The organism is Herbidospora sp. RD11066 (genome assembly GCF_054661255.1).
Genome location: NZ_BAAGDO010000006.1, coordinates 420,571 through 446,491, shown reverse-complemented (window position 1 = coordinate 446,491; position 25,921 = coordinate 420,571). Strand labels below are relative to the sequence as shown.

At 69.6% G+C, this 25,921-nt stretch carries 20 protein-coding genes; 7 read left to right on the top strand and 13 right to left on the bottom strand.

Features of this window, described 5'->3' with window-relative positions; all coding sequences use genetic code 11:
• Window positions 1–2 precede the first annotated feature (2 nt).
• Window positions 3–833, bottom strand: coding sequence for a Nif3-like dinuclear metal center hexameric protein (locus ACYQ78_RS24890; RefSeq protein WP_459803312.1), 831 nt, complete (start codon window positions 831–833; stop codon window positions 3–5).
• Between the two features lie 38 nt (window positions 834–871).
• Between ACYQ78_RS24890 and ACYQ78_RS24885 the strand changes: the two genes are divergently transcribed.
• The 4 genes from ACYQ78_RS24885 to ACYQ78_RS24870 are packed head-to-tail and all read left to right on the top strand — an operon-like array spanning window position 872 to window position 5,164.
• Window positions 872–2,293, top strand: a complete 1,422-nt coding sequence (locus ACYQ78_RS24885) for a flavin-containing monooxygenase (RefSeq protein ID WP_459803311.1) — start codon at window positions 872–874, stop codon at window positions 2,291–2,293.
• A gap of 11 nt (window positions 2,294–2,304) precedes the next feature.
• Window positions 2,305–3,330 (top strand): dipeptidase, encoded by a 1,026-nt coding sequence (locus ACYQ78_RS24880; RefSeq protein ID WP_459803310.1) that lies wholly within the window; start codon window positions 2,305–2,307, stop codon window positions 3,328–3,330.
• On the top strand, window positions 3,327–4,430 hold the full coding sequence (locus ACYQ78_RS24875) for a M20 family metallopeptidase (protein WP_459803309.1): 1,104 nt from the start codon (window positions 3,327–3,329) through the stop codon (window positions 4,428–4,430). The genes ACYQ78_RS24880 and ACYQ78_RS24875 overlap by 4 nt, the downstream gene beginning before the upstream one ends.
• Window positions 4,427–5,164 carry a GNAT family N-acetyltransferase gene (locus ACYQ78_RS24870; protein ID WP_459803308.1) on the top strand — a complete coding sequence of 246 codons (738 nt, stop codon included), beginning with the start codon at window positions 4,427–4,429 and terminating at the stop codon, window positions 5,162–5,164. Before ACYQ78_RS24875 ends, ACYQ78_RS24870 begins: the two co-directional genes overlap by 4 nt.
• 28 nt (window positions 5,165–5,192) lie before the next feature.
• Here the strand turns inward: ACYQ78_RS24870 and ACYQ78_RS24865 are convergent, their stop codons facing one another.
• Entirely contained in the window at window positions 5,193–6,635 is a 1,443-nt protein-coding gene (locus tag ACYQ78_RS24865) for an AMP-binding protein (protein ID WP_459803307.1), read from the bottom strand.
• A gap of 102 nt (window positions 6,636–6,737) precedes the next feature.
• Here ACYQ78_RS24865 and ACYQ78_RS24860 point away from each other — a divergent pair, with 102 nt between their 5' ends.
• A complete protein-coding gene (locus ACYQ78_RS24860; protein WP_459803306.1) occupies window positions 6,738–8,081 on the top strand; it encodes a sensor histidine kinase in 1,344 nt (447 codons plus the stop codon).
• A gap of 9 nt (window positions 8,082–8,090) precedes the next feature.
• The gene (locus tag ACYQ78_RS24855) at window positions 8,091–8,693 is read left to right on the top strand and encodes a TetR/AcrR family transcriptional regulator (protein WP_459803305.1); all 603 of its coding nucleotides are present in this window, start codon (window positions 8,091–8,093) and stop codon (window positions 8,691–8,693) included.
• Here the strand turns inward: ACYQ78_RS24855 and ACYQ78_RS24850 are convergent.
• The 6 genes from ACYQ78_RS24850 to ACYQ78_RS24825 form a co-directional block, all read right to left on the bottom strand.
• Window positions 8,681–10,675 (bottom strand): acetate--CoA ligase family protein, encoded by a 1,995-nt coding sequence (locus ACYQ78_RS24850; RefSeq protein WP_459803304.1) that lies wholly within the window; start codon window positions 10,673–10,675, stop codon window positions 8,681–8,683. The two genes, ACYQ78_RS24855 and ACYQ78_RS24850, sit on opposite strands and share 13 nt — an antisense overlap.
• Window positions 10,672–11,790, bottom strand: a complete 1,119-nt coding sequence (locus ACYQ78_RS24845; RefSeq protein WP_459803303.1) for a Glu/Leu/Phe/Val dehydrogenase dimerization domain-containing protein — start codon at window positions 11,788–11,790, stop codon at window positions 10,672–10,674. Before ACYQ78_RS24845 ends, ACYQ78_RS24850 begins: the two co-directional genes overlap by 4 nt.
• The gene (locus tag ACYQ78_RS24840; RefSeq protein WP_459803302.1) at window positions 11,787–13,586 is read right to left on the bottom strand and encodes a thiamine pyrophosphate-binding protein; all 1,800 of its coding nucleotides are present in this window, start codon (window positions 13,584–13,586) and stop codon (window positions 11,787–11,789) included. The genes ACYQ78_RS24845 and ACYQ78_RS24840 overlap by 4 nt, the downstream gene beginning before the upstream one ends.
• Window positions 13,583–14,749, bottom strand: coding sequence for an acyl-CoA dehydrogenase family protein (locus ACYQ78_RS24835; protein ID WP_459803301.1), 1,167 nt, complete (start codon window positions 14,747–14,749; stop codon window positions 13,583–13,585). Before ACYQ78_RS24835 ends, ACYQ78_RS24840 begins: the two co-directional genes overlap by 4 nt.
• The gene (locus ACYQ78_RS24830; protein ID WP_459803300.1) at window positions 14,716–15,591 is read right to left on the bottom strand and encodes a DMT family transporter; all 876 of its coding nucleotides are present in this window, start codon (window positions 15,589–15,591) and stop codon (window positions 14,716–14,718) included. The genes ACYQ78_RS24835 and ACYQ78_RS24830 overlap by 34 nt, the downstream gene beginning before the upstream one ends.
• Before the next feature lie 116 nt (window positions 15,592–15,707).
• Window positions 15,708–16,931, bottom strand: coding sequence for a metal-dependent hydrolase family protein (locus tag ACYQ78_RS24825; protein ID WP_459803299.1), 1,224 nt, complete (start codon window positions 16,929–16,931; stop codon window positions 15,708–15,710).
• A gap of 75 nt (window positions 16,932–17,006) precedes the next feature.
• Between ACYQ78_RS24825 and ACYQ78_RS24820 the strand changes: the two genes are divergently transcribed.
• The gene (locus tag ACYQ78_RS24820; RefSeq protein ID WP_459803298.1) at window positions 17,007–18,785 is read left to right on the top strand and encodes a S9 family peptidase; all 1,779 of its coding nucleotides are present in this window, start codon (window positions 17,007–17,009) and stop codon (window positions 18,783–18,785) included.
• On the opposite strand, the gene ACYQ78_RS24815 is transcribed toward ACYQ78_RS24820, so the two are convergent.
• From ACYQ78_RS24815 to ACYQ78_RS24795, 5 genes are all read right to left on the bottom strand, one after another.
• Window positions 18,782–19,084 carry a hypothetical protein gene (locus ACYQ78_RS24815; protein ID WP_459803297.1) on the bottom strand — a complete coding sequence of 101 codons (303 nt, stop codon included), beginning with the start codon at window positions 19,082–19,084 and terminating at the stop codon, window positions 18,782–18,784. The genes ACYQ78_RS24820 and ACYQ78_RS24815 overlap by 4 nt on opposite strands.
• On the bottom strand, window positions 19,081–19,830 hold the full coding sequence (locus ACYQ78_RS24810) for a hypothetical protein (RefSeq protein WP_459803296.1): 750 nt from the start codon (window positions 19,828–19,830) through the stop codon (window positions 19,081–19,083). Before ACYQ78_RS24810 ends, ACYQ78_RS24815 begins: the two co-directional genes overlap by 4 nt.
• A gap of 158 nt (window positions 19,831–19,988) precedes the next feature.
• Window positions 19,989–21,521, bottom strand: a complete 1,533-nt coding sequence (locus ACYQ78_RS24805) for a glycoside hydrolase family 43 protein (protein ID WP_459803295.1) — start codon at window positions 21,519–21,521, stop codon at window positions 19,989–19,991.
• Window positions 21,522–21,606: 85 nt separating this feature from the next.
• Window positions 21,607–24,483 carry an endo-1,4-beta-xylanase gene (locus ACYQ78_RS24800; RefSeq protein ID WP_459803294.1) on the bottom strand — a complete coding sequence of 959 codons (2,877 nt, stop codon included), beginning with the start codon at window positions 24,481–24,483 and terminating at the stop codon, window positions 21,607–21,609.
• A gap of 12 nt (window positions 24,484–24,495) precedes the next feature.
• Window positions 24,496–25,866 carry a glycoside hydrolase family 5 protein gene (locus ACYQ78_RS24795; RefSeq protein WP_459803293.1) on the bottom strand — a complete coding sequence of 457 codons (1,371 nt, stop codon included), beginning with the start codon at window positions 25,864–25,866 and terminating at the stop codon, window positions 24,496–24,498.
• Between the last annotated feature and the right edge of the window lie 55 nt (window positions 25,867–25,921).

Below are 25,921 nucleotides of genomic sequence, written 5' to 3'. Positions count from 1 at the left end.
CCCTATCCTCGCTGTGCTGTTGTGGTCCAGGCGTCGGTGACCCTCTCGGAGACGCGCGCCTCCACATTATTGCCCGTCGCCGCGAGAGCCTGGGTCAGTCGTTCGGCCGCCTCGGCCAGCCAGGGCCACTCGGTCGCCCAGTGGGCGGCGTCGATGAGGGCGGGACCGTCGTCTTCCGCGTATTCGCTGGCGGGGTGGTGGCGCAGGTCGGCGGTGAGGAACACGTCGACGTTGGCCCGCCTGGCGGCCCTGAGCAGGGAGTCTCCCGAACCGCCCGAGACGGCGACGGTCTTCACCACGCGGTCGGGGTCGCCGGAGACGCGCAGGCCGCCGGACGTGCGGGGCAGGCCGTGGGCGGCCAGGGCGGCGAACTTGGCCAGGCTCATCGACACCGGCAGCTCCCCCACCCGGCCGAGACCCAGGTGGGGCCGGTCGGGCAGCGGGGCCAGCGGGCGGAGCGGACCGCTCAGGCCGACCGCGCGGGCGAGGGCGTCGGAGACGCCGGGGTCGGCGACGTCGGCGTTGGTGTGGGCGGTGTAGAGGGCGACGCCCGCCTTGATCAGTCGGTGGACGATGCGGCCCTTGGGGGTGGTCGCGGCGACCGAGGTGACGCCCTTCAGATAGAGGGGGTGGTGCGTGACGATCAGGTCGGCGCCCCAGTCGAGGGCCTCCTCGGCGACGGCCGTCACCGGGTCGACGGCGAACAGCACCTTGCCCACGGTCTGGCCCGGGTCGCCGCAGACGAGGCCGACGGCGTCCCACGATTCTGCGGTGGCCGGATCATAAAAGGACTCCAGGGAGCGGATCACCGTGTGCAGGATCGTCTCAGTCACTCTGGGAGGTTACCGGCCCTCCGGGTTAGCGTGATTCCATGCGAGTGGCCATCATCGGAGCCGGATTCGGCGGTCTCTGCATGGCCGTGAAGCTGGCCGCCAAGGGCATCCCCTTCGTCGTGTTCGAGAAGGGCGGCGGGGTCGGCGGGACCTGGCGCGTCAACACCTATCCCGGGGCGGGCTGCGACATCCCCTCGCACCTCTACTCGTATTCGTTCGAGCCCTATTGCGACTGGTCACGGCGTTATCCGGAGCAGCCGGAGATCCTCGCCTACCTTGAGATGATCGCCGCCAAGCACGACATCAGGCCCCGGTTCGGCACCGAGGTGACCGAGCTCGCCCACGACAGCACCGGCTGGCTGGTGGTGACCTCGCAGGGCGTCGAGCGGTTCGACGTGGTCGTGACGGCGGTGGGGCAGCTCGACCGGCCGTCGATCCCCGACCTCCCGGGCGCCGAGACCTTCGCGGGGGACGCCTTCCACTCTGCCCGCTGGGGGACCCGCGACCTGTCCGGGAAGCGGGTCGCCGTCATCGGCACCGGTTCGTCCGCCGCCCAGCTCGTGCCGCCGGTGGCCGAGACCGCCCTTCAGGTGGACGTCTACCAGCGCACCCCCAACTGGGTGCTGCCCAAGGCCGACGGCGAGTTCTCCCCGCTGGCCAGGGCGGTCTTCCGCCGGGTGCCGGGGGTGCACCGGGCATATCGGGAATGGCTGTTCGCCTATCTCGAGGCCACGGTGTTCCCGGCCTTCGTCGGCGGGTGGAGCGCCGGGCTGATCAGGAGGATGGCGCTGGCCCACCTCCACCGCGTGATCCGGGATCCCGGGCTGCGCCGGAAGCTGACCCCCGGCTACGCGCCCGGCTGCCGCCGGATCGTCCTCGACAGCCTCTTCTATCCGGCCCTGAACCGGCCCGACGTCGAGCTGATCACCGACCCGATCACCCGGATCGTCCCCGAGGGGGTGGAGACGCCGTCGGGGGTCAGAAGGGCCGACGCGATCGTGTACGCCACCGGCTTCCACTCCACCGAATTCCTCCTCCCGATGACCGTCACCGGAACCGGCGGTCGCGACCTGCACGACCAGTGGCGCGCGGGCGCCGAGGCGTATCTGGGCCTGGCCGCGCCCGGTTTCCCCAATCTCTTCTTCCTGTACGGCCCCAACACCAACCTGGGGCACAACTCCATCGTCCACATGCTGGAGGCCCAGGTCGGCTACGTGATGGGCTGCCTCGACCTGATCGCCGCGAGGGGTCAGATGGAGGTGACGGAGGGGGCGCTCAACACGTACACAACCGCTTTGAACAGGGCACTGGCCGCCACGGTCTGGAACGGCGGCTGCCGGAGCTGGTACAAGACGGAGACCGGAAGGATCACCAACAACTGGCCGAGGAACGCCCGCGACTACCGGCGCGTCACCCGGAACCCCAGGCCAGGGGCATACAAGTTCGGGGCGGGAGGGTAACGTCCGGTGGCATGCTGCACTTCGACGCGGTGGTGGCCGACACCCACAACGATCTCCTGATGGCCGTGGCCGCCCGCCCGCCGAAGCTCTGGGCCCGGTACTTCCGCGACAACTGGCTCCCCCAGCTCACCGAGGGCGGGGTGAACCTGCAGGTCCTGCCGGTGTTCATCGACGAGTGGTACCGTCCCGAGGGCGCCCTGCGGCACACCCTCCGCATGATCGAATCGGCCCATGTGATCGCCGCCGAGGTCGACGAGGTCCGTCTCTGCCTCGACGGCGCCGACATCGACGCCGCGCTGGCCGACGGGAAGATCGCGCTCGTGCTGGCCCTGGAGAGCATGCCCGGCCTCGACGCGAGCGTCGAGCTGATCCCGACCCTCCACCGGCTCGGCGTGCGGGTCGCCTCGATCGCCCACTGGGGCCGCACCCCGCTGGCCGACGGCAGCGGCGAGGACGCCACCGGCTCCCGCCTGACCGCGGCGGGCGTCGAGGCCCTGGAGATCATGGAAGACCTCGGCATCGTCTTCGACGTCTCCCACCTCAGCGCCTCCGGCGTCGCCCACGTGCTGGAACGCGCGAGACGCCCGGTGATGGCCACCCACTCCTCGGCCCGCGCCCTCCTCGACCACCACCGCAACCTGACCGACGACCAGCTGCGCGGCGTCGCCGCCACCGGCGGCGTGATCTGCGTGAACTTCCTCCCGGCCTTCCTCACCGAACACCCCCGCAGCGTCAGCGTCGACAACCTGGTCGACCACATCGCCCACATCGCCTCTGTGGCCGGCATCGACCACGTGGGCCTGGGCCCCGACTTCATCCGCGAGGTCCTCGCAGACGTCACCCCGCCCTGCTGCGAGACCAACGGCACGAGCGGCCTCGACGTCGACGCCGTCATCCCCGACCTCGACGGCCCGCGCGGCCTCCCGCTGGTGACCGAGGCGCTGGAGAAGCACGGCTTCTCCCCCGAGGAGATCCGCCTGATCCTGGGCGACAACGTGCTGCGCCTGTTCCGCGCCGAGCTGGGGGTTCGCCGGTGAATCTGGTCGAGATGGTGGCCGACCTGGAGGAACTGGTCAGCTGCGAGTCCTTCTCCTCCGACCACGCGGCGGTGGCCAAGAGCGCCGACGTGGTCGCCGAAGTCGGCGACCGGCGGCTGGGTGCCCTGCCCGAGCGGGTGACCGTCGGCGGGGTCTCCCACCTGCTGTGGACCTTCGGCACCCCGCGCGTCCTGCTGCTGGGCCACCACGACACGGTGTGGCCGGTCGGGACCCTGCGCGACATGCCGTGGAGCTACCGCGACGGGATCGCGCGCGGGCCCGGCGTGTTCGACATGAAGGCGGGGCTGGTCCAGCTCTTCCACGCCCTGTCCGCGCTGCCCTCCCTCGACGGGGTGTCGGTGATGGTCGTCGGCGACGAGGAGCTCGGCTCCCCGACCTCACGGCCGCTGATCGAGGAGGCGGCGCGGGGGCTTTCTGCCGCTTTCGTCCTGGAGGCCAGCGCCGATGGCGGGGCGTTGAAACTGGCCAGGAAGGGCATTTCGCGGTACGAACTGGTCGTGCACGGCCGGGCCGCACACGCCGGCCTGGAGCCCGAGAAGGGGGCCAACGCCGGGATCGAGCTGGCGCACCAGATCATCGCCATCACGCAGATGGCCGGTCAGGTGTCCTCCTCGTCGCGGCCCGGGTCGCTGTCGGTGACGCCCTCCCTCATGTCGGCCGGGACCTCGACCAACACGATTCCCGCGCTGGGGCGGGTGGCGATCGACGTGCGGGTGCCCGATGTGGCCTCACAGCAGCGGGTCGACGAGCTGATGCGGGCCCTGACGCCCGTCCTTGAGGGAACCCGGCTGGAGCTCCTCGGCGGGCCCAACCGGCCGCCCTTCGACGGGGCCGCGTCCGCCGAACTGTTCGAGCGAGCCGTGGAGATCGCCGCCTCGCTCGGGATGCCGCCGCTGACCGGGGTGTCGGTGGGCGGGGCCTCCGACGGGAACTTCACCGCCGGGGTGGGGACCCCCACGCTCGACGGGCTGGGCGCCCTCGGTGGTGGGGCGCACGCGCCCGAGGAACACGTCTTCGTGGAGCACATGCCCGTACGGGCCCGGCTGCTGACGGAACTGGTGCGATCGGTGCTGGCGTGAACGTGCGGGAACTGACGACCCTCGCGGAGTTCGAGGCGCTCTACGCGGTGTTCGACGAGATCTGGCGGCCCGACCCGGCCAATCCGCCGGTGACGGTGGAGCTGATGCGGGCCTTCTCGCACGTCGGGAACTACGTGGCGGGGGCCTTCGTCGACGGGCGTCTCGCGGGGGGCTCGGTCGGGTTCTGCTCGCCGCCTCGGGAGGCTTCGCTTCACTCGCATGTGACCGGGGTGGTGACGCCTGGGGCCGGGCTGGCTTTGAAGCGGCATCAGCGGTCGTGGGCGCTGGCGCGGGGGATCTCCACCATCACGTGGACGTTCGACCCGCTGGTGCGGCGGAACGCCTACTTCAACCTGGTGAAGCTGGGGGCGCGGCCGGAGAGGTACTACGAGAACTTCTACGGGGCGATGGCCGACGCGGTGAACGCCGGGGACGAGTCGGATCGGGCGCTGGCGGTGTGGCGGATCGCCTCCGGTCCTTCACCGGAGGTCATGAAGCAAGCCGTGGTCGCCGTGGCGGCCGACACCGACGGTCCTTCTGTACGTGAAGTCGACGCGCCCGTGGTGCACATCGAGTTGCCGGAGGACATCGAGCGGCTGCGGCGGGAAGACCCGATCACGGCCAAGCGGTGGCGGGTGACCATCCGGGAGGAACTGGGCGGACGGCTCCGGCAGGGCTGGCGGGTGATCGGGTTCCGCGACGGCGGTTACGTGGTGGAGCGGCCGACCGGCTAGCAGCCCGCCCTCCGATCCGCGACTGTGACTACGGGGTGGAGGCTTCCCCCAGATAGCGCTCCCGGACCTTCGTCCGCGACAGCTTTCCCGTGGGGGTGCGGGGTAGGTCGGTCCGGAACTCGATCACGCGGGGATGCTTGAACTTCGCCAGCCTGGGCCCGAGGTGCTCCCTGAGTTCCTCCTCCTGCACCTCGTCCGAGACCTCGACCAGGGCCACCACCGAGTGGCCCCACTCCTCGTCGGGCACCCCGATCACCGCCGCGTCGACCACGGCGGGATGGGTCAGCAGCGCCGCCTCGATCTCGGCCGGGTAGATGTTCACCCCGCCGCTCACGATCAGGTCCGTCCGCCGGTCGAGCAGGAACAGGTACCCCTCGGCGTCGAGGTAGCCGATGTCCCCCGGCGCGTACCACTCGCCTCGTTTGGAGGCTTTGGTCTTCTCCGGGTCCTTCCGGTATTCGAAGGTGTTGACCGACTTCACGTACACCATGCCCGGCACCCCCGCCGGGACCACGCCGCCCTCGTCGTCGAGGATCTTGGCCTCGAATCCGGGAGCGACCCTGCCGACCGTGCCCACGTGGGCGAGCCACTCCTGCGGTTTCACCGCGAAGGCGATGGCCGACTCGGTCGAGCCGTAGTACTCGTACAGGACCGGGCCCAGCCAGTCGATCATGGCCTGCTTCACGTGCACCGGACAGGTCGCGCCCGTGTGGATCACCTGGCGCAGCGACGAGACGTCGTACGCCGAACGGACCTTCTCCGGCAGCCGCAGCATGCGGTGGAACATCGTCGGGACCATCATCGCGTTGGTGACCCGGTACTTCTCGATCAGCTCCAGCACCGGCTCGGGGTCGAAGCGGGGCGCGATCACCACCGTGTGGCCCAGGTGGAGGGCGAACCAGGCGTGGGCGCAGGGCGCCGAGTGGTACATCGGTGAGGTCACCAGGTGCACGTCGTTGCCCGGCCGCAGGTCCAGGACCTCGCCGACGAACCAGATGCCCACCGGCAGGGCCTCTTCCGGGGTCTTGGACGTCGTCGGGCGCTGCACGCCCTTCGGGAAGCCGGTCGTGCCGCTGGTGTACCACATGATCTGGCCGTAGGTCCGGTCCGGCGGGTCGGTGATCGGGTGCCCGAGGGCCAGGGCAGCGACGTCCTCGGGGCCCCTGATCACGAGTTTGGCGTCGCTGTCGGTGACGATGTAGCCGATCTCGGCCTCGGTCAGGTGCCAGTTGACCGGTACGTACAGCAGGCCCGTCTGGCCGATGGCCAGCAGCATGACCAGGGCGTCCAGGCCGTTGCGCAGGGTGCCGGCGACGACGTCGCCCGCTTTGAGGCCCTGGTCGCGCAGGCCGTGGGAGACCTGGTTGGCGAGGGCGAGCAGGTCGCCCGCGCGGACCTTCGTACCGTCGACGTCGATCACCGCTAGGCGGTCGGGATCTTTCCGGGCGATCAGGTAGAAGCTCGGGTCCATATATCGAGCATTGCGCCAGACGACCTGTTTGCCCAGCCTTGACCACTACGAGTAGCCGTCGTCCGACTTTCTGTGATCATGTGGGACATCAGGGGGAACAGGTTGTTCGGATGGCACCGATGGTCGCTGCGGGGCCGGTTGACGTTGGTCGCCGGTCTGGTCATGACGCTCCTGTGCCTTGCCGTGGCGGCCACCGTCCTCGTCGGGATCCGCGGCCTGGCCGGGCAGTACAACGTCGACCGGATCGTCAGCGCCGCGCTGAAGACCGTCCGCCTGGTGAAGCTCGACCAGATTCCGCCGAACCTGCCCGCCCAGGGCATCGCCGGCGTCCAGGTGCTCCAGCCCGACGGGCAGGTCAAGGCGGCCAGCCCCGGCCTGGAGGGCCGCCCGCCGATCGCGACGTTCGAACCGCCGCAGACGTCCGTCCGCCAGGACCGGATCATCTGTGACCTGCCGGACTTCCCCAACACGTGCATGACCGTCGTCGCCATCCGCGTCTACGAGCCCGACGGCGAATGGATGGTGTACGGCACCGACCCGTCGGTCCCCTGGTGGGTCGATCCCCGGATCGACATGCTGCTGGTGCTCGGCGGGGCGGCGCTCGTCGGGTTCACGGCGGCGGGGACGTACTGGCTGCTCGGCCGCGCCCTCGGCCCGGTGGACGCGATCAGCCGCGAACTCACCGCGATCACCGTCAGCGACCTGGGCCACCGGGTGCCGGTGCCGCGCTACCGCGACGAGATCCACCGCCTGGCCGAGACCGCGAACGCCACCCTCGACCGCCTGGAGGAGGCCGTCGAGCAGCAGCGGCGTTTCGCCTCCGACGCCTCCCACGACCTGCGCAGCCCCCTGACCGCCATGCGCGCCGAGGTCGAGAGCGCCCTGCTCGACATCGAGGCCACCGACTGGGCCGAGACCGGCGAGGCCATCCTGGCCAGCATCGACCGCCTTCAGGCGCTGGTGGACGACCTCCTCCAGATCGCCCGCCTCGATTCCGGCGCCCAGGGCCGGAGCGACCCCGTCGACCTGGGGCAGCTGGCCGCGATGGAGCTCGACCGGCGCCGCCGCCGGATGAGGATCGTCCGCGTCCTCCAGTCGGGCGTGGTCATCCCCGGCGACCGGCTGCGCCTCGGGCGGGTCCTCACCAACCTGGTCGACAACGCCGAACGGCACGCCAACTCGATCGTCACCGTCAAGGTCTACTGGGAGGGCGACGAGGCCGTCATGGAGGTCCTGGACGACGGCGCCGGCGTCCCGCCCGACAAGCGCGAGATGGTCTTCCAGCGCTTCACCCGCCTCGACGCCGCCCGCTCCCGCGACGCCGGCGGCACCGGCCTCGGCCTGGCCATCGCCCGCCAGATCTCCGAAGGCCACGGCGGCACCCTGGAGATCGAGGACAGCCCCAAAGGCGCCCGATTCGTACTGCGAATCCCCGTCTCGCGCTAGGGTTCCGATGTGGCACGGGGAATCAGCCGAATGCGCCGGGAGGATCTGCTCAAGGTCGCCTGCGAGGTCATCGCGGCCCAGGGATTCGGGCATACTCGAACGGTCGACATCGCCCAGGCGGCCGGGGTGAGCCAGGCGCTGCTCTTCTACCATTTCGAAACGAAGGAGAAGCTTTTCGCCTCGGCATTCGGATACGCGGCCGAACGCGACCTTGACAACCTTGAGGCGCTTCTCGAATCGGCCGGGGGACCGCTGGAGAAACTGCGGGCGATGCTGAAACTCTATTCGCCGAGCGGCAAATCGAAATCGTGGGCCCTGTGGATCGACGCGTGGTCCGAATCGATGCGCAACCCGGCCCTGGAGGATGTGTCCCGGGCGCTTGACCTGCGGTGGAAGGATGCCCTTCGCGGCATTCTCACCGCCGGGGCGGCCGACGGGGTATTCCAGTGCCCCGACCCCGAAGGGGCGGCATGGCGGTTGATGTCGCTGATCGACGGGCTGACGGTTCAGGTGACCGTCCACAAACGGATGTTGACCCGCGCCCGGCTGTTCGAATTGGTCCGCACGGCGGCGGCACACGAACTCGGCCTGAAGCCCGATCAGCTGGCATAGGCGTCGAGCGCGACACCGCCTTTCAGCGGATTGATTTCGATTTCGGCGAGCTCGGGATGGGCGCCGAGAATGTTTCCCAGGACGACGATGACGTGGGCGATGGCGCCAATATCGGCGGGTGGTGAGCCCCGCCAGCCGTCGAGCAAACGCGAAACTCTCGTCGCGGCGATCAGCTCCATGGCCTGGCCGTGGTTCAGCGGCGCGAGGGCGGTAACAGTGTCGCCGATAAGCTCGGCCAGCACTCCCCCGGCACCGAACGTGACCACGACCCCGACGTGCGGATCCCGATGCGCCCCGACGATCAGTTCCACTCCCTGGGTCGCGACCTGTTCCTCGACCCAGAGGGGGAGACCGAGCCGGGCGCGCATCCGCTCCGCGGCGCGGTGGAGCTCCTCCGGGGTGGCGAGGTCGAGAACGACACCGCCTATCTCGGTCTTGTGCGCCGGACCCAGGGCCTTGAGGACCACGGGGTAGGTCAGGGCGGGGTCAGTTCCTTCGTAGAGGTGACCACCGGGGAAGGCGACGCCCTGAGCCATGAGGGTCTCGCGTAGAGCGATAAATCCAGAAATATCAACCGATGCCGATGCCAGGTCCGGCGACAGAGGTTCGCCCTTGATCCGCGACACCTCCATCGAATATCGCGAAATTTCGCCCATGGCCTGCGGCTGCCGTGGTGTCAGGGCGCTCAGGCCGGTCAGCAAAGCGTCGATGGTGCCGTGGATGGGGATGCCGGCCGCTCTCAGGAAGTCCACGGTCGGGCCCTCGGGGCGCATCGTGTGGATGAGGCACGGCGTGGCGGTGGTCGTTTCGGTCAGGTGGGCGGCGGCGGTGAGTTCCGGCGCTTCCAGGGAGGGGCTGTCGGCGGCGTAGCTGGCGAAGTAGCCGGTCAGGACGACGGCGTCGACCTCGTGGGCGACGGTTTGCACGACTTTCGGGTAGGTCGCCAGGTCGGACTCCCCCGCGCCCGCCAGGTCCACCGGGTTCGACAGGCCCGCCTCCGGTGGGAGGAAGGCGGCCAGGGCCTCGATCGTGGACGGGGTGAACGCCGGGACCTCCAGGCCGAGCCGTTCGGCCAGTTCGGCGGCGATGGCGCCCTGGCCCCCACTGTCGGCGACGACCGCCACCCGGCGAACCGGCCTCGTGACGGCCAGGCAGGCCTGGGCCATGTGGACGGCCTCCTGTGGAGTCCGCGCGCGGAGGACGCCCGCCGCCCGGCACAGGGCGTCGACGATCGCGTCGGGGGTGGCCAGGGCGCCGGTGTGGGAGGTGACGGCGCGGCGGCCCGCGGCCGAGCCGCCTACGGTCAGGAGGATGACGGGTTTGTCCCCGGCCAGGGCGATCAGGTCGCGGCCGATCGACAGGTCTTCCAGGTAGAGGATGACAGCACGGGTGTGCGGGGCCGCCATGACCGCTTCGGCCAGTTCTCTCACGTCCAGGTCTGCGGCGGCGCCGACGGAGACGAAACGGGACAGGCCCAGGCCTTCCCGCGCGGCCAGGTAGCCGATCTCCAGGCCGACCGAGCCGCTCTGGGAGACGACGCCGATCGGGCCGGGGGTCAGGGTGCCCCAGGTGAGGGCGAGGGAGGAGGCGGAGTCGTACACACCCATGCTGGTCGGGCCCACGAGACGGGCGCCCGCTGAGCGCACCCGCTCGGCCAGCGCGGGCAGGCCGCCCGGGTAGACGACGCCGGCGGTGATCGCGACGATGTGGCGGGCGCCGGCGTCGAGGGCGTCGGTGATGACCTGCTCGTAGGTGTGCGGCGGGGTGGCTATCGCGACCAGGTCGGGAACGTCCGGGAGGTCGGTGAGGGTGCGGTGGGTCGGGTGGCCGAGCACGTCGGCGCCGCGGGCGTTGACCAGGTGGACGGGGCGTCGCGACGCACCGCTCAACGCGCCTTTCGCCAGCCAGTAACCCCATTTGGCGGGGTCGTCGGAGGCGCCGACCACGGCGACGGTGCGGGGGTCGAACAGGGCGTCGCTCACCTCTGAGCCGCCATGTTGCGGGCGCTGAGGGCGTGGGCGACTTCGCGCGGGGTGCGGGACGGGTCGGACATGACGTCGGTGGTCACCCGGCGCATCCACGAGCGGATCTTGGCGAACGACGCGTCGGCGTCGGCGGGGATGTCGCCGAAGAGCGTCCACCACCACCACGAGTTGGTCGCCGAGTTGGCCACCACGTCGGGGATGACGACGATCCCCCGCTCGGTCAATACGCGTTCGGCCTCCGGGGTGACCGGCACGTTCGCCGCTTCCACCACCAGTTTCGCCCGCACCCGCCCGGCCTCGGCTGCGCCGATCGCGTAGGAGACGGCGGCGGGGATCAGCAGGTCACAGTCGACGTCGAGCCACTCTTCTCGTGGACGTTTGTCGCCCGCCACCCGGCCGAAGACATCACGGGTGCGGAGGAGGCCCTCGACGTCCAGGCCATTTGGGTCGGTCAGGAGACCGTCGGCGTCGGCGACGCCGACGACGCGCACCCCGGCCCTGGCCAGGAACCGGGCGGTGGCGCCGCCCATGGAACCGAAGCCCTGGATGACGGCGGTCGGATTCCGCAGGCCCAGGCGGTCGAGGGCGGTCAGCGCCGATTCGGCCACACCGCAGCCGCCCGCGAGGTCGCCCAGGCCGATGCCGTCGACCGTGACGGCGAACGCGGCGTCGAGGCGTTTCAGGGCGGTGTCGGGGTCGCCGAGGAGCGGGAGGACGGCGTCGATCGAGGTGCGCAGACCGGCAGCGTGGCAGGCCTCCTCGATCGACTCCTGGCGTAGCCCGAGGTCTTCGCCGGTGGCCCAGTAGGTGGTGAGCAGGGGTTTCATGGCGGCGATGTAGCGGTGGAGCATGCCGGTCGCGTCCGGGTCGAGGGGGTCGCAGTCGATGCCGCCCTTGGCGCCGCCCAGAGGTTGGTAGGCCAGGCCGGGTTCGTAGGCGATGGCCTCTTTGCGGGACATGCCCCTGGCCAGGTCGGCGACCTCCTCCAGGGTCACTCCGGCGCGCATCCTGAGTCCGCCGCTGCTGACACCCCGGCCGAGGCGGTCGATGACCAGGTAGCCGGGGCGTCCGGTGACGTCGTCGGTCCAGACGACCTGGAGGAACGGGGTCATGACTGCTCCTGGATGACGATCACCGTGGGGACGTCGGCGGCGAACGCCTTGCCGATCTCGGCGCCCAGGTCTGTCGGCTGGTCGACCGCTTGGGCGCCGAACGCTTCTGCCAGCTTTACGAAGTCAGGTTGGTGGAGGTCGACGGCTACCGGGGGCATCGGGCGGGCCTTCATCTCGGCTCTGATCTCGCCGTAACCGCCGTTGACGGAGACGACGATGGGGAGGTTGAGGCCCAGTTCGACGGCGGTGGCCAGTTCTTGGACGGTGAACTGGAGGGCGCCGTCGCCCGCCAGGACCAGGACGGGGAGGTCCGGGGCGGCGACCTTGGCGCCGATGGCGGCGGGGAGGGCGTAGCCGAGGGTGCCGAAACCGGTGGGGAAGAGGAAGCGGTTTCTGAGGGTGGGGAGGGCGCCGTAGTAGCAGAACATCGAGTTGTCGGCGGCGATGACGGTGCGGGTGGGGAGGGCTTGGGCGATGGAGTCGAGGTCGGTGCGCCAGCGGGCGGAGAGGGCGGCGCGTTCGTCGGCGATCTGGTGGACGAGTGTCGCCAGGTCTGGGTCGTTCGAGATGGCGCTGAGGGGATCTGGCAATCCGCTGGTCGGTGAGGTCATCGCGGTCGAGCGGGGATGGCTTGCGGTATTTCCGGAGAAGTCTGGAAGCTCCTCGCGCGCCGGTTTCCCGGGCGTCAGCTCTCCGGGCACGGGCTCCCCGTTGACCGACTCACCAGGCACGGACCTCTCGTTGATTGGCTCCCCGTGCATCCGCTCACCGGCCGCCGGGTCCCCGGGGGTACTAGCAGCGCCGGTTTCTTGCTGTGGCCCGTCGGGTGGCAGCATTCCCTGCAGCCTGGCGGGGTTTCGTGTGGACTCGACCAGGTCTGCCAGTGTCGGGAGGGCGTCCTCCGCGCGGGCCACGATCGGGAGCGTCGATTCCATTGCCTGGGACGGGTCGAGGTCGATGCGGATGAGGGTGCCCTCGTAAACGAAGTCGGTCCACAGGTCTGAGGGGGCCAGCTCGGTTCCCACCGCAAGCAGCACGTCGCAGGACTTCAGCCATGTCTGGGTGGCCTGCAGATAGAGGACAGGGCCGAGGTTGCGGTGGTGGGTGGGTGGGAGGATCCCGGTCCCATTGATGGTGGTGACGACCAGGGCGTTCAGGGTCTCGGCCAGTCGGAGGCCCGAGCCGCCCGCGTTCCTGGCTCCCCCGCCCAGGACGATCCCCACGCGCCGCGCCCCGGCCAGCACCGCCGCCGCGTCGGTAAGGCTCCCTCGTACAGGAACGGTGAAGGAACCCGGAGCGTCGAGAAGGTCGGCGGGGATCTCGATGTGGACGGGCCGGGGACGCCCTCCAGCGAAGAAGGTGAAGGCCGCAGCCAGCGCCGACGGGATCTCCGCGACCGTCGTAACACGGTGGCTCCAGGCGCAGATCGCGTCCATGGCCGCCGTCTGGTTCTTCGTCTCGTGCAGGTAGCCGGTGCTCCGGCGCGGATGCGTCGTCGGAACGCCAGGCGACAGCAGCAACATCGGAACCGAGTCGGAATAGGCCTGCCCGGCAGCGGCGGCAGCGTTGAGAATCCCCGGTCCGGTAGTGGTCAGAACCACCCCCGGACGCCCGGAGATCCGCGCATACCCATCGGCCGCATACCCGGCGCCCTGTTCATGCCGAGGGGTGACCAACCGCATCCCGCGGGCGAAAAGAGCGTCGTACAGAGGAAGGTTGTGGGTCCCCGGAATGCCGAACACCGTGTCGACACCGTAAGAGGCCAGAGTGGCCGCCACCGCTTCGGCCCCCGTCATGACCGGGCCAGCGAGCGGGAGATGATCAACCGCTGGATGTCCGAAGTGCCCTCTTCGAGCTCCTCCAGTTTCGCATCGCGCAGCCACTTCTCCACGAGGAACTCCCGCGAGTACCCCCACCCGCCGAACGTCTGCATCGCCGCCCACGCGCACCACACCGCGTTCTCCGACGCCGTCAGCTTGGCGATCGCGGCCTCTTCGGTGATCGGCTCGCCGTTGTCGTACAGGTCGGCGGCGCGGCGGGTCAGCAGCGCCGACACGTCGGTCTTCGCGGCCATGTCGGCCAGCCGGAACGCCACCGCCTGGTGGCCGATGATGGGGGTGCCGAACTGCTCTCTTTCCTTCGCGTACGTCACCGCGGCGTCCGTGGCCGCCCGCGACAGCCCCGTGCAGGCGGCGGCGATCAACACGCGGGAGGCGTCGAACGTGCGCATGAGCCCGTAGAACCCCTGGCCCTCGGCTCCGAGGCGGTCGGTGAGCGGGATGCGTACACGATCGAGGAACAGTTCCGCGCACGCGATGCCGCGCTGCCCCATCTTCGGCATCGGCGACCCGACCGAAAGACCCGGAGTGTCCCGGTGGACGACGAAGGCGGTCACCCCTTTGGAGCGGGTGCCGGGCGCGACCGTGGCGAACACGACGAACCACTCGGCGAAGGGCGCGTTGGAGATCCAGGTCTTCTGGCCGGTCAGCACATAGTGGTCACCGTCGCGCTCGGCCCGGGTGGTGATCGCCGCCGCGTCGGATCCAACGCCCGGTTCGGTCGTCGCCAGCGCGGTCAGGGGCGGATCGTCGCCGGTCAGCGGCGCGAGCAGGCGCCGCTTCTGTTCGTCGGTGCCGAGTTCCAGTACGGGGGACGCGAAGAACCCCCCGGAGGTGATGAGGTTGCCGAGGGAGATGTCGCCGTGGCACAACTCCTCCTGGACGAGACATTGGGTGACCAGGTCGGTGACCCCACCCCCGCCATATTCCTCGGGGATCATGAACGAGGTCAGCCCCGCCTCGGCCGCCTTCTTCCACAGGTCACCCGGGAACACGTGGTCGGCCTCGTCGACCTCCCGGGCGCGCGGCCGGATCTCGGCGGCGGCGAACTCCCGCGCCAGCGCGACGGCGTCGGCCTGCTCCGGGCTCAGCTCACGGCCGAGACGGGGGACTCTGCGCATTTCGTCTCCTCGGGTACGGGCCGGGCCACGATCCCCATGGCGGCCAGCATGCAGCCGCCCCCGACGAGGACGGTCCAGGTCAGCGGCTCGCCGTACAGGACGGCGGCGAACGCGGTCGCCCACACGGGCTCGACCGCGATGACGACGGCGGCGGCGGTCGGCGGCACGTGCGCCTGCGCCCACGTCTGGGCGAGGAAGGTCCCGGCGCCGGCGATGGTGGCGAGGTAGACCACCCCGGTCCAGTCACCGGCGCTCTGCGGCAGAGTGATCCCGTCGGGCGCGGCGGCCACGGTCATCACGACGGCCAGCGTGAGAATCTGCACGACCGAGAGCCCGTACGCATCCTCCGGCCGCGACCACTTCCCGAGCGCGACCAGATGCACGGCATAGAGCGCGGCCGACACGGCCGTCAGCGCGACCGCCTGAACGGGAGCACTGGCGGGCCCGCTGAGCAGACTGAACGAGGCGGTACCGACGGTGGCGAGCCCGACCGCCGCCCAGGTGGAACGTGAGACCCGCGTCTTCAGCCAGACGAGCGCGATGAGCGGCGTCATGACCAGGTACGACCCGGTGACGAACCCCGACACCGACGACGGCAACTCGGCCAGGCCGATGGTCTGCAGGGTGAGCGCGATGCCGTAGACGACCCCGAGGAGGGCGCCGGTGCCCCAGAGGCGCGGCGTGAGGTTGGCGAGAGCCCGGGGCCGGATCGCGATGAGAACGAGCACCGCGATCAGGAACCTGGCCGCGTAGAGATCGGCGATGGGCAGCCGCGCGACGAGGTCTTTGGTCAGCGGGAACGTGGATCCCCAGATGGCCGTGACCGAGACGAGCGCGAGCACGCCCAAGTGGTAATGGCGTTTCGAGGAACCTGCACCGGTCGCGGGCGTCCCGGCCCTCTGGGAAGGCGAAGTCGGCTGAGCGGTTTCTGCGGCGCTCACAGACCCGGGCCCGGAAGTCACGCGACACCCCTCAGGGTGTTCTTCACGACTTCGCCGCCCTTCATCACGAACGCCACCTCGGCGAACTTCGTGATGTCGAGCTCCCCGGGCACCGCCACCAGATCCGCGAACCGCCCCGGCGCGATCGAACCGACCCGGTCCTCCCACCCCATGCACTCGGCGCTAGTCAGCGTCGCCGCCTTCAAAGCGCCCACAGGCGACAGCCCGTGCTCGACCATCGTGGCCAGCTGCCGCCCCTGAAGACCGTGGGGGAACCCGCCGGCGTCCGTACCGAACCCGATCTTGACCCCCGCCTTCACCGCCCTGCGGAAGCCTTCGCGCTGCGCCTCGGCGGTCTCGTCGTTCTTGCGGAGCTGCTCGGCGTCGTAACCCTGCGAGGGCCCGGTCTCGCTGATCCAGTCGGCCCACCAGATGTCCGCCGACAGGTAGGTCCCGTGGGCCGCCATGAGCTCGGCGCCCTCGTCGTCGAGGTAGCAGGCGTGCTCGATCGACCGCACCCCGGCCCGCACGGCCCTCTTGATGCCCTCGGTCCCATGGGCGTGCGCGGCGACGTACCGCCCGTACCAGGACGCCTCCTCGACGGCGGCGCGCATCTGCGCCTCGGTCAGCTCGGGCGCGCCGGGGACGGTCCCGTTGGCCAGCACCGCGCCCGTCGCGATCAGCTTGATCAGGTCGGCGCCGTGAAAGATGATCTCGCGGACCCGTTCCCGGATGTCGTCGACCGACCGCGTCTCCCCGAACCGGAACTCCCGGGGCACCTCGACGTCGTGGGCGAACCCGGTCAGCATCCCCCCGCCGCCCCTCACCGTCACATAGGCCCCGGCGACGGCCATCCGCGGCCCGAGGACCTGCCCGGCGTCGATGGCGTCCCGTAGCGCGACGTCGATGAAAGCGCGAAACGTCCCGACATCGCGGACCGTCGTGAACCCCGCGAGCAGCGTGTCGCGGGCGTTCGGAAGAGAGGCGAAGGCCTGCCGGGCGGCGCTGTACTTGAGCTCCTGCGCGTAGTCGCCGCACGCCGCCACCCCGACCAGATGGGTGTGCAGATCGATCAGCCCCGGCGCCACGGTCGCATCCCCGAGGTCGAGGAGCTCCCCGTCGAACCCCTGGAAGGGACCGACGGAAACGACCCGATCCCCCTCGATGACGATGAGCTGATCGGTCAGCACCCGCTCGCCGACGACATCGACGAGCCGCGCGCACCGCACCGCTCTGGCCACCGGTCCTCCCCTCCTGTTTTACTGAGTCGCTACTCAAACACAGCAGGCTTTACCTTGGCAATAACGGGAGCGCCGATGCAACCGAAGGACCTGGCGACCGACCGTCTGCTCACCGAACTGGCCGTCTCCCCCGACGGATCGCAGGTCGCCGTCATCGAGCGCCGCGTGGTCGCGGGCCGCGAACGCCACCGCCTGCTCGTCGTCCCGACGACCGGCGGCCGCCCCCGGGTCCTCACCGCCGACGCCTCTTCGCCTTCGTTCTCTCCTTCCGGTACGTCCATCGCCTACCTGCACAAGAACCAGGTCCATGTACGACCTTCCGCAGGCGGCCCCGCCCGCACGGTGACCTCCTTCAATCGGGGAGTCGTCGAATACGCCTGGCTCGACGACACCCGCTTCGTCGTCCTGGCCCCCGACGACGAGTCCCCGGTGATGCGCGGCGACATCGCCCGGGTGATCCGCCGCCTCGACTGGCGCGAGGAGGGCCACGGCCTGCGCCTGCATCCCACCCACGTCCACGTGGTCGGCGACGAGGTGCGCCGCCTGACCGGGGGCGACTGGTGGGCGTCGTGCCTGCGCGTCCACGGCGAGAAGATCGGCTTCATCGCCGACCCGGATGGCGACGACCGCGACCCGAACCCCCAGGTCCACGAGGTGACCCTGACCGGCGCCCTCACCCAGCGCACCTCGTTGCCGGGCGCGGTCATCCGCTTCACATACACGGAAGAAGGCGACGTCATCGCCGTCGCACCCCCGGTCCGCCGCCCGACCGACTGGGACCCGGAAACCGTCTGGCACGAATCGAACCCGCTGACCCTGGCCCTGGACAGATTCGCCGGCCAGGCCCCCACTACCGACGAACGCCTGACCGTCATCTGCGACAACGGCCGCGAATACGCCCACGACCTGCGCACCGGCGTGGACCTCACCGACCCCGCCACCGACCCCGTCGTCCACGCGCTGGCCGAGGGAGGCGGCGTCATCTGCGCCATAGCGAGCTTCGGCCCGGTAAGCCGCCCCGACCTCTACCGCCTCGACCCGCCGACCCGCCTCATGCCCTCGGGCTTCCCCGACCCTCCTGAGGTGGTCAACCGAGAGGTGGACATCAACGGCATCCAGGTTTTCCTCACGTTCCCACCCGGCACCGACCGGGAAACGAACCTCCCGACAGTGCTGGTCCTGCACGGAGGCCCGGCGTGGGCCTGGCCGATCGCCCCCGACTCCGACGCCCTGTTGCTGGCGTCGGCGGGATACCTGGTCGTCCGTCCCAACATCCGCGGCTCCTTCCACCGTGGCCACGCATGGGGCACGGCTCTGGGTGCGGATTGGGGCGGCCCGGACGCCGACGACTGTCACACGGTGCTCGACCACCTGATCGCCGAAGGCCTGTCCGATCCCGGACGGCTGGCCTGCTACGGCAATTCCTACGGGGGCTTCCTGGTCAACTGGCTCATCGGCACGAGCGACCGCTTCGCTGCGGCCATCAGCCAGAACGGCGTGACCAACCAGGTGTCGGGGTTCGCCGCCTGCGACCTAGGAGCCGTCTACGACGTCGACTCGGGCCTGGGCGACACCTGGACGGAAGAGGGGGTGAACCACCTCTGGAAGATCAGCCCGCTGCGCAACGTGGCGAACATCAGCACCCCGCTGCTCCTCCTGCAAGGGGAACAGGACCTACGCTGCCCACCGTCGGACGCGGAACAGCTCTTCGTAGCGCTACGAAGGTTGGGAGCGGAAGTGGAGTACATCCTCTATCCGGACTCGGGCCACTCGATGACCCACGACGCCCGCCTGGACCGCCGCATCGACCGCTCAGAGAGAATGCTCACCTGGCTCGATCGCCACCTGGGCTAGTGACGATGGGGACAGCGTCGATACAGGCTCGCCGGGCCTGAGAAGTGGCGGAAGAGGTCGTCCACATCGTCGACCACGACGGCCCGTTTGATCCAGCCGAGCATCTCCTCGGGATCGCCGCCGTATTCTTCGACCCAGCCGTACTTCTCCTTGTCGAGGGTCAGCCCGCGTACTTCGAGGATGGCGAGCAGCGCCGCGAGCTTCCCTTTGACGACTCCTGTGGCCTCGCCGGCGATCGCGCCTCGCGCGAAGTGCACCACCCCACAGGGCCAGACCGGTTCGACCTCCTCATCGGTCACGTGAACAACTCTGCGGCGTCGTCCGCGAGAACGGCTCGCCTCAGCAGCCTCTGCACGTCGTGGACGTCGTTACATCCGGTGATGCGGGCGCGCTGGCTGGCGGTGAGGGTGATCTCCCGGAGTTCGAGCACTTCGAGGACGTCTGAGATGGCCTGTTCGAGCTTGCCCACGCCGACGTACTTCAGACCGAGCGGAGTGCTGATGGGCACGTTGAAGAGCATGAAGTCCTCCATGTTCGACTTCACCGCCAGGGCGGAGACTTTATGGATGTATTCATAGTACGACGCTGTGTCACCGGGAGGCAGCTCTCCGAGACCGCCCAGGATGCCCGCCGCGATGTCCTCGTCGGAGCCGTGGGCCATCAGGGAGAGCACCGCCAGCGACGGGTTCTCCGCCGTCTGCTCCCAGCCGACGACGGGGATGTCGTCCGGTCCGATGGCCAGGGGCTCGATGTAGAAGGTTTCGAGGTTGGTGGGCATGCGCTTGGCGGCCCACCGGGCGGTGCGCCGCGTGGGGCAGACGACCACGACGTGGACGGGACAGTTCAGGTGCAGCCACACCGCCGCCGCGTAGCGCGGTAACTGCTGGGCCTTCGCCTCCGAAGGCTGAAGCTGCATCTCGACGATCAGTGCGGCGTGGGGATCCTGCTCGGGCCCCAGCGTGAGCAGGAGGTCGGGGCGGAGCTCTTTCGAGACGCGGTCGCTCAGTTCGAGCAGGTCGGTGCGGACGGGGATGTCATCCGGCATCTCCAGCAGCTTCGCTCGTTTGACCAGGTCGAGAGCGAGCCGGGGCCTCTCTCGGAAGAGCTGATTGAGTAGGTCATGTTCTTTCGTTGGCACGTGTCAGGACGTTACCGACTGATTACCGTCCGCGCACTCGATTCAGTAGAACAGCCAATCGAATTTCAGAGTGCGCGGTAGTCGAACCAGGCGAAAGCAGCGGAATTCGAACTCGTACGCCCCTCGGAAGTCGCGTACAAGGCGATCATCGTGCCGATGAACCCCCCGGCCACCGTCGAGCTCAGGATCCGCCCGTCGACCGGCGGGCCCAGCGGGAGCCAGTCGCCCGGGGAGAGCGCGTATCGGGCCTGGTACGACTGCCCCCACGCCTCGAAGCCCAGCCACACCCGCCCCCCGGACGCGTCGGCCCAGGCGATCAGGGTGTCGATGCCCTCGGCGCGGTGGACGAGTTCGAGGCCGTCCGGTCTCAGGGACAGGCGGATGTGGAAGTCGTCGTTCTGGATCAGCGCCAGGCCCGCGTGCTCCCCGCGCCCCGGCGAGAAGGTGAGTTCGGTGTGGGCGGCGAAGTCGATGTCGGTCTGGGGGCGGGCCACCAGGCTCGGGTTCCCCCGTTCGGTCAGCGCGGGAGGGCGCACCTTCAACGTCAGCCCGTCGCCGACGGACCAGAACGTCTCGCGCGGGGTCCGGAGGAACTGCCACTCGGGGGCCAGGCGGTCGAAGTGGTCGCACGACGGACCGGCCGGCCAGCGGTGCACCGGCAGCGAAGGGCCCGTGAAGGCGGGGGTCACCTGGTCGAAGACGGGCCACTCGTCCTCCCAGGTCACCCGGGTCAGGAAGGTCTCGCGACCCAGGTTGTAGCCGTGCTCCCGCCGGACCGCCGACATCTCCAAAGGGGTCGAGTCGGTGCCGCCGTAGGGCCGGGTGGCGAGCAGGACCGACCACCACTCCCCCGACGGCGTCTCCACCAGGTCGGGGTGGCCCGTCGAGGTGATGGGGTGGCGCAGGCCCAGATGGCGGTGGGTCAGCACGGGATTGCGGGAGTTCCCCTCGTAGGGGCCGGTCACCATGCGGGAGCGGGCGACCATGACCGCGTGGTCTTCGGCGGTGCCGCCCTCGGAGGTCACCAGGTAGTACCAGCCGTGGGCCCTGTAGATGTGCGGGCCCTCGGTCCAGATGCCGCCTCTCAGGTGCGGCGTCCAGATGACGTACTCCTCGCCGACCAGCTTCAACGAGGCCAGGTCGAGTTCGCGGAGCCAGATCTCGGTGTCCCCGGGATAGGTCTTGTCCTCCCGCTCGCGCGAGCCGTGCATCCAGCAGCGGCCGTCGTCGTCGAAGAACAGCGACGGGTCGAAGCCGCGCGCCTCGGGGAACCAGACCGGCTCGCTCCACGGCCCCTCGGGGGAGGTGGACGTCACCAGGAAGTTTCCCGGCTCGTCCATGAGCGTCGTGACCATGTAGAACACGCCGTCGTGGTGGCGCAGGGTGGGGGCGTAGATGCCGCCGGAGGGGCGGACACCATCGAGATCCAGTGAGTGGCACACGTGGCCGAGCTGGCGCCAGTGCACCAGGTCACGGCTGTGGAAGATCGGGACGCCGGGGAACCACTCGAACGACGACGTCACCACGTAGTAGTCGTCGCCGACCCGGCAGATGGACGGATCGGGGTGGAATCCGGGGATGATCGGGTTCGCGGACACCGGCGGGAGCCTCCGGGAAGAGTGGCGCCGGGCCCCGCACGCTGCGGAAGGCGGGGCCCGGCGCCAGAACCTATTGGACCATGCACTACTTACCGAGCCGTAGCGCTCCCCATCGCGCCGTGGACAGATAGCTCTGTCCGGTCGGGTCCTGCCAGGTCACCGCCGCGGTACGAGCGGTTCCGGTCGCGTCGTTGATCTGCACGTCGAAGCCGAGCACCCGGTCCTTCGACAGGGTCACGGTCGGCAGCCTGATCGCCGCCTCCACGATGTAGCCCGTCGACGTGCGGGAGACGGCGCTGGTCAGGTTGTCCCTGACGCCGAAGGCGTCGAAGGTGCCGCCGATCGACTCGGCGCCGGTGAAGGAGATCCGGTACTGGCCGTCGTCATCGTCGTAGCCCTTGTTCTTGTTGTTCTCGGGGTCGACGAAGATCTCGACGCTGTCCTCCTCCCACGGGTTCGGCGACGCGTCGCTGAGCACGGGGTCGGTCACCTTCGCCAGGACGTAGAGGACTCCCGAGGGCGACCAGAGCGCGCGGACCTTGGCGGTGGCGCCGGAGGTGCCCTGGATCCACGTGCCGGTCTCGACGGGGGTGGCCTTGTTCCAGACGGCGTCGGCGACGCCGTCGATCACGGGGGTCTCCTTGGGGGCGGAGAACTCCCTGACCTCGGGGACGAAGGTCATCGTGCCGGTCCACGTCGCGTCGGGGCCGGAGCTCACGTCGTCGACCGTGAGAGCCAGCGCCGTGGCGCCGCCCGAGGGCAGCAGCGCCTCGGCCTGCCAGCCCGTGTCGGTCTTCTTGGTGTGGGCCTTGAAGCCCTGCGCGTGGGTCCCGCCGCGCTGAATCCTGTACGTCGCCGATCCCACCTTCAGTGACAGGGAGTCGGTCGTGTCGTTGGTCGCATCGGTGACGTTCGCGAAGACGTACACACCCGAAGGGGCTTTGCGCAGTTGGAAGGAGGCCGACAGGTTCCCGACCCGGGCCACCGGCGTGTCCGGCAGGCGGTCCCACGCGGGGTCGCGCTTGCCGTCGACGGTGACGGTTCCGGCGGGGACGACCTGTGAAAGATTCACCGGCGGGAGCCTCGTCGGGTCGGCGATGCCCCAGAAGGCGGGCTTCGCCTGGAGTTCGTCGTCGAAGGGCAGCGGCGGGTTGAGGCGGTTGATCGGGAAGGTCGACAGCCAGGTCGCGTCGTCGGCCACGCCCCAGATCGTCACCGACGTCAGCTTGGCGGCCTGGCGGCGGAAGACGTCGAAGATCTCCTTGTAGCGGTGGCCCTGCTGGGCCAGCACCTCGGCGGGGACGGTCGCGTAGGTCGACACGAAGTCGGTGTAGACCGACACGTCGAGCTCGGTGACCTGCTGCTCCACGCCCAGGGAGGCGAAGCGCTCGATGCTGTCCTCGATGAAGTAGGCGGGCGGGTGCTCGATGTTGACGTGGAGCTGGTGACCGACGGCGTCGATCGGCACGCCCTCGTCGCGGAGCTGCTTCACGACCTTGTACATCGCCTCGCGCTTGCGCGGGAACTCGGTGTTGTAGTCGTTGAAGACCAGCGTGGCGTCCGGGTCGACCTCGCGGGCGACACGGAACGCGGTGCGGATGTAGTCGAGGCCGGCGATCTCGAACCACGGCGAGCGGCGCAGGCCGTCGGGCTGGTTCTCGTCGATGACCTCGTTGACGACGTCCCAGGTGCCGATGCGGCCCTTGTAGCGGCCCATCACGGCGCGGATGTGGTTCTCGATGCGCTGGAGCAGGACCTCCTTGGTGGCGCCCTCGAACACCCACGCGGGGGTCTGGCTGTGCCAGACGAGGGTGTGGCCCCGGAACTGGAGGTCGTTCTCGGTGGCGAAGTCGACGAGCGCGTCACCTTCCGCGAAGGTGAACTGGCCCTCGGAGGGCTCGGTCGCGTCCCACTTCAGCGCGTTGCCCGGGGTGACGCTCTCGTAGTGCTTGTTGATGAGCTTGGCGTGCTCGCCGAGGGAGGCGCCCCGGTAGAAGGCCGCGCCGATCGTGAAGGGCACCGTGTCCTTGAGCGACGGGATGTCGGTCTGGATGGGCTTGGGGGCGACGTACTCCAGGACGAAGTCGTCGATCTCGAACGGCAGGGTGCCCTCGGCCGACTCGACGTAGACGCTCAGGAAGTCGACGTCGTGGGCGAGGGTGTAGGTGCCGGTCAGCCGGGTCCAGCCGGTGATGGACGACGGCGCGACGATCCGCTCGTAGGACGGTGTGCCGTTCTGCCGCCGCTCGATCGACAGACCCAGCGACTGCGCCTGGGCGGACCTGACCCAGACCGACACGGTGTACTTGGACCCCTTGGCCAGCTTGCCGAGGACGTTCAGCGACGGCCCGTCCCAGTTGGCCTGCCGGTTGGTGACGGCGAGCCCGTAGGAACCGGCGTGCGCCGCCGAACCCAGAGCGGTCAGTGTCGCGCCCCCTCTGGGGTTCCAGCCCTGCGCGGTCCCGGTCTCGAAATCGGTGGACAGGCCCGACTGCGTGGGATCGCTGTCCGACGTGATGACGATGTCGTCGACCGTGAAGTCGGCCGTCGCGTCGGCGCTCTCGAAGTAGAGGTTCAGGGTGGAGTCCACGGCGTAGCTGTAGGACCCGGCCAGCTCCACGGACGTGCCGCTGGCGGCGCCGACCCGCTCCCAGGTGGTCGAGCCGCCCGCCGGGGTGCGCTCGACGGTCAGCGCGACGTTCCCGGTGACGCGCGCGGTGACGTTGTAGGTGACGCCCTTCTCGAAGGGCGGGGTGATCTGGGCGCCCATCCAGTTCTGGGTGCGCCCGGTGACGCGCAGCGCGCCCGTGGAGGTGTCGAGGACGACCCCGCCGCCGCGCGGGCCCCAGCCCTGGGTGCCGGAGGAGAAGTCGTAGCTGGCGATGGTGGTGACGTCGGCCCGGGCCGGGACGGCCACCAGACATAACAGGAGGAGTGTGAGGGCCGTCACGGCTCGGAACATGGAACGGATCTCCTAGTGCAGGTTCGCGCTGAGCAGGTCGAGCAGGGGCTGGCGCCGGGCGCAGGAGGCCAGGGCGAAGGAGTCGGCCAGGGCCAGCAGCTCCTCGTCGCTGCGGCCGCGGAACACCTCGGCGTATTCGGGCAGGAGGGCCTGGGCGATCAGGACGTGCCGGATGAGGTCGTCGATCTGGTAGCGGGCGCCCCACGGGTAGGGGTCCCAGGTGGGGAACTCGGTCTCCATCAGCTGGTGCAGCGGGGAGATCTCGGCCGCGCTCTCCTCCATCGTCGAGCCCCACCGGTCGGCCCCGAGACGGCCCTTCTTGGCGATGAAATCGGCGAAGGTTCCGATGTACGGTTCACCGGCCGTGACGAGCCCCTGAAGACCCACGTCCTTGTACGTCCACAGCGACCAACCCGCGGAGTGCGCGTCGAAGATCTCCAGCTGGTCGCGCAGGATCTGGTAGCGCATCTCGTCCTTGGCGGCGTCACCCGTGTAGACGGGCCCGAACTCGCCCACCCAGATGGGGGTGCCGGTCTCGCGCTGGAAGACCGTGCGCTTCTCGAAGGCGGCCTCCAGGGTCGAGCGGTCGACCCACTCGCCGCGCGTCTCGCCGGGGTAGGGGCCGCCGTGGGCGAAGCCCGCCAGGGCGTAGTCGTGGCAGACGAAGACCGTGTTCTCGTACACCTCTCGGAAGATCGAGAAGTCGGTCGAGTAGGTGTTGCCGTCGAGGAACAGCACGTGGCCGGGGTCGACGGCGCGGATCGCCTTGACCAGCCGGTCGTAGAACGGGCCGACGACCCGGCCGTGCACGTCGCCGGGCTCGTTGATCGGGTTGTAGCCGGCCACCCAGGGGTTGTCCTTGTAGCGGTCGGCCATGACCTCCCACAGGTGGACGGCCCGGTCCTGGAACTGGCGGAAGTTCCAGAACGCCGCGATGTGGGTGGGGTTGTCGGAGTGCCAGTGCTGGTTCTGCGCGCCGGGCAGGGCGTGCAGGTCGATGACGCTGTAGATGCCGCGTTCGCCCAGCAGGCCGATGACCCGGTCGAGGTGGCGGAAGCCGTGTTCGATGATCTCGAACGGGCGGTCGTCCGACTCGAAGTGGTGGTAGTTCACCGGGATGCGGACGCAGTTCATGCCCAGGTCACGCAGCAGGTCGGCGTCGGCGGGGCCGAAGAAGGAGGTTAACAGGCGGTCGAAGAACAGCTCGGAGCGTTCCTCACCCAGCACCTCGCGCACGGCCGACCGCATGGTCGACTCGTTGGCCGAGTAGCCGGTGATGAAGTTCTCCATGTTGAGCCAGCCGCCGAGCCCGACGCCACGAAGGCGCACCGGACGCCCGGACGGGTCGACGAGGTGAGATCCGGACACGCGCAGGTCGGGCATCGATTCCCCTTGAAAGTTTCGGAGTGTTACCGAATATTTCGCAAGCCGCAGCATA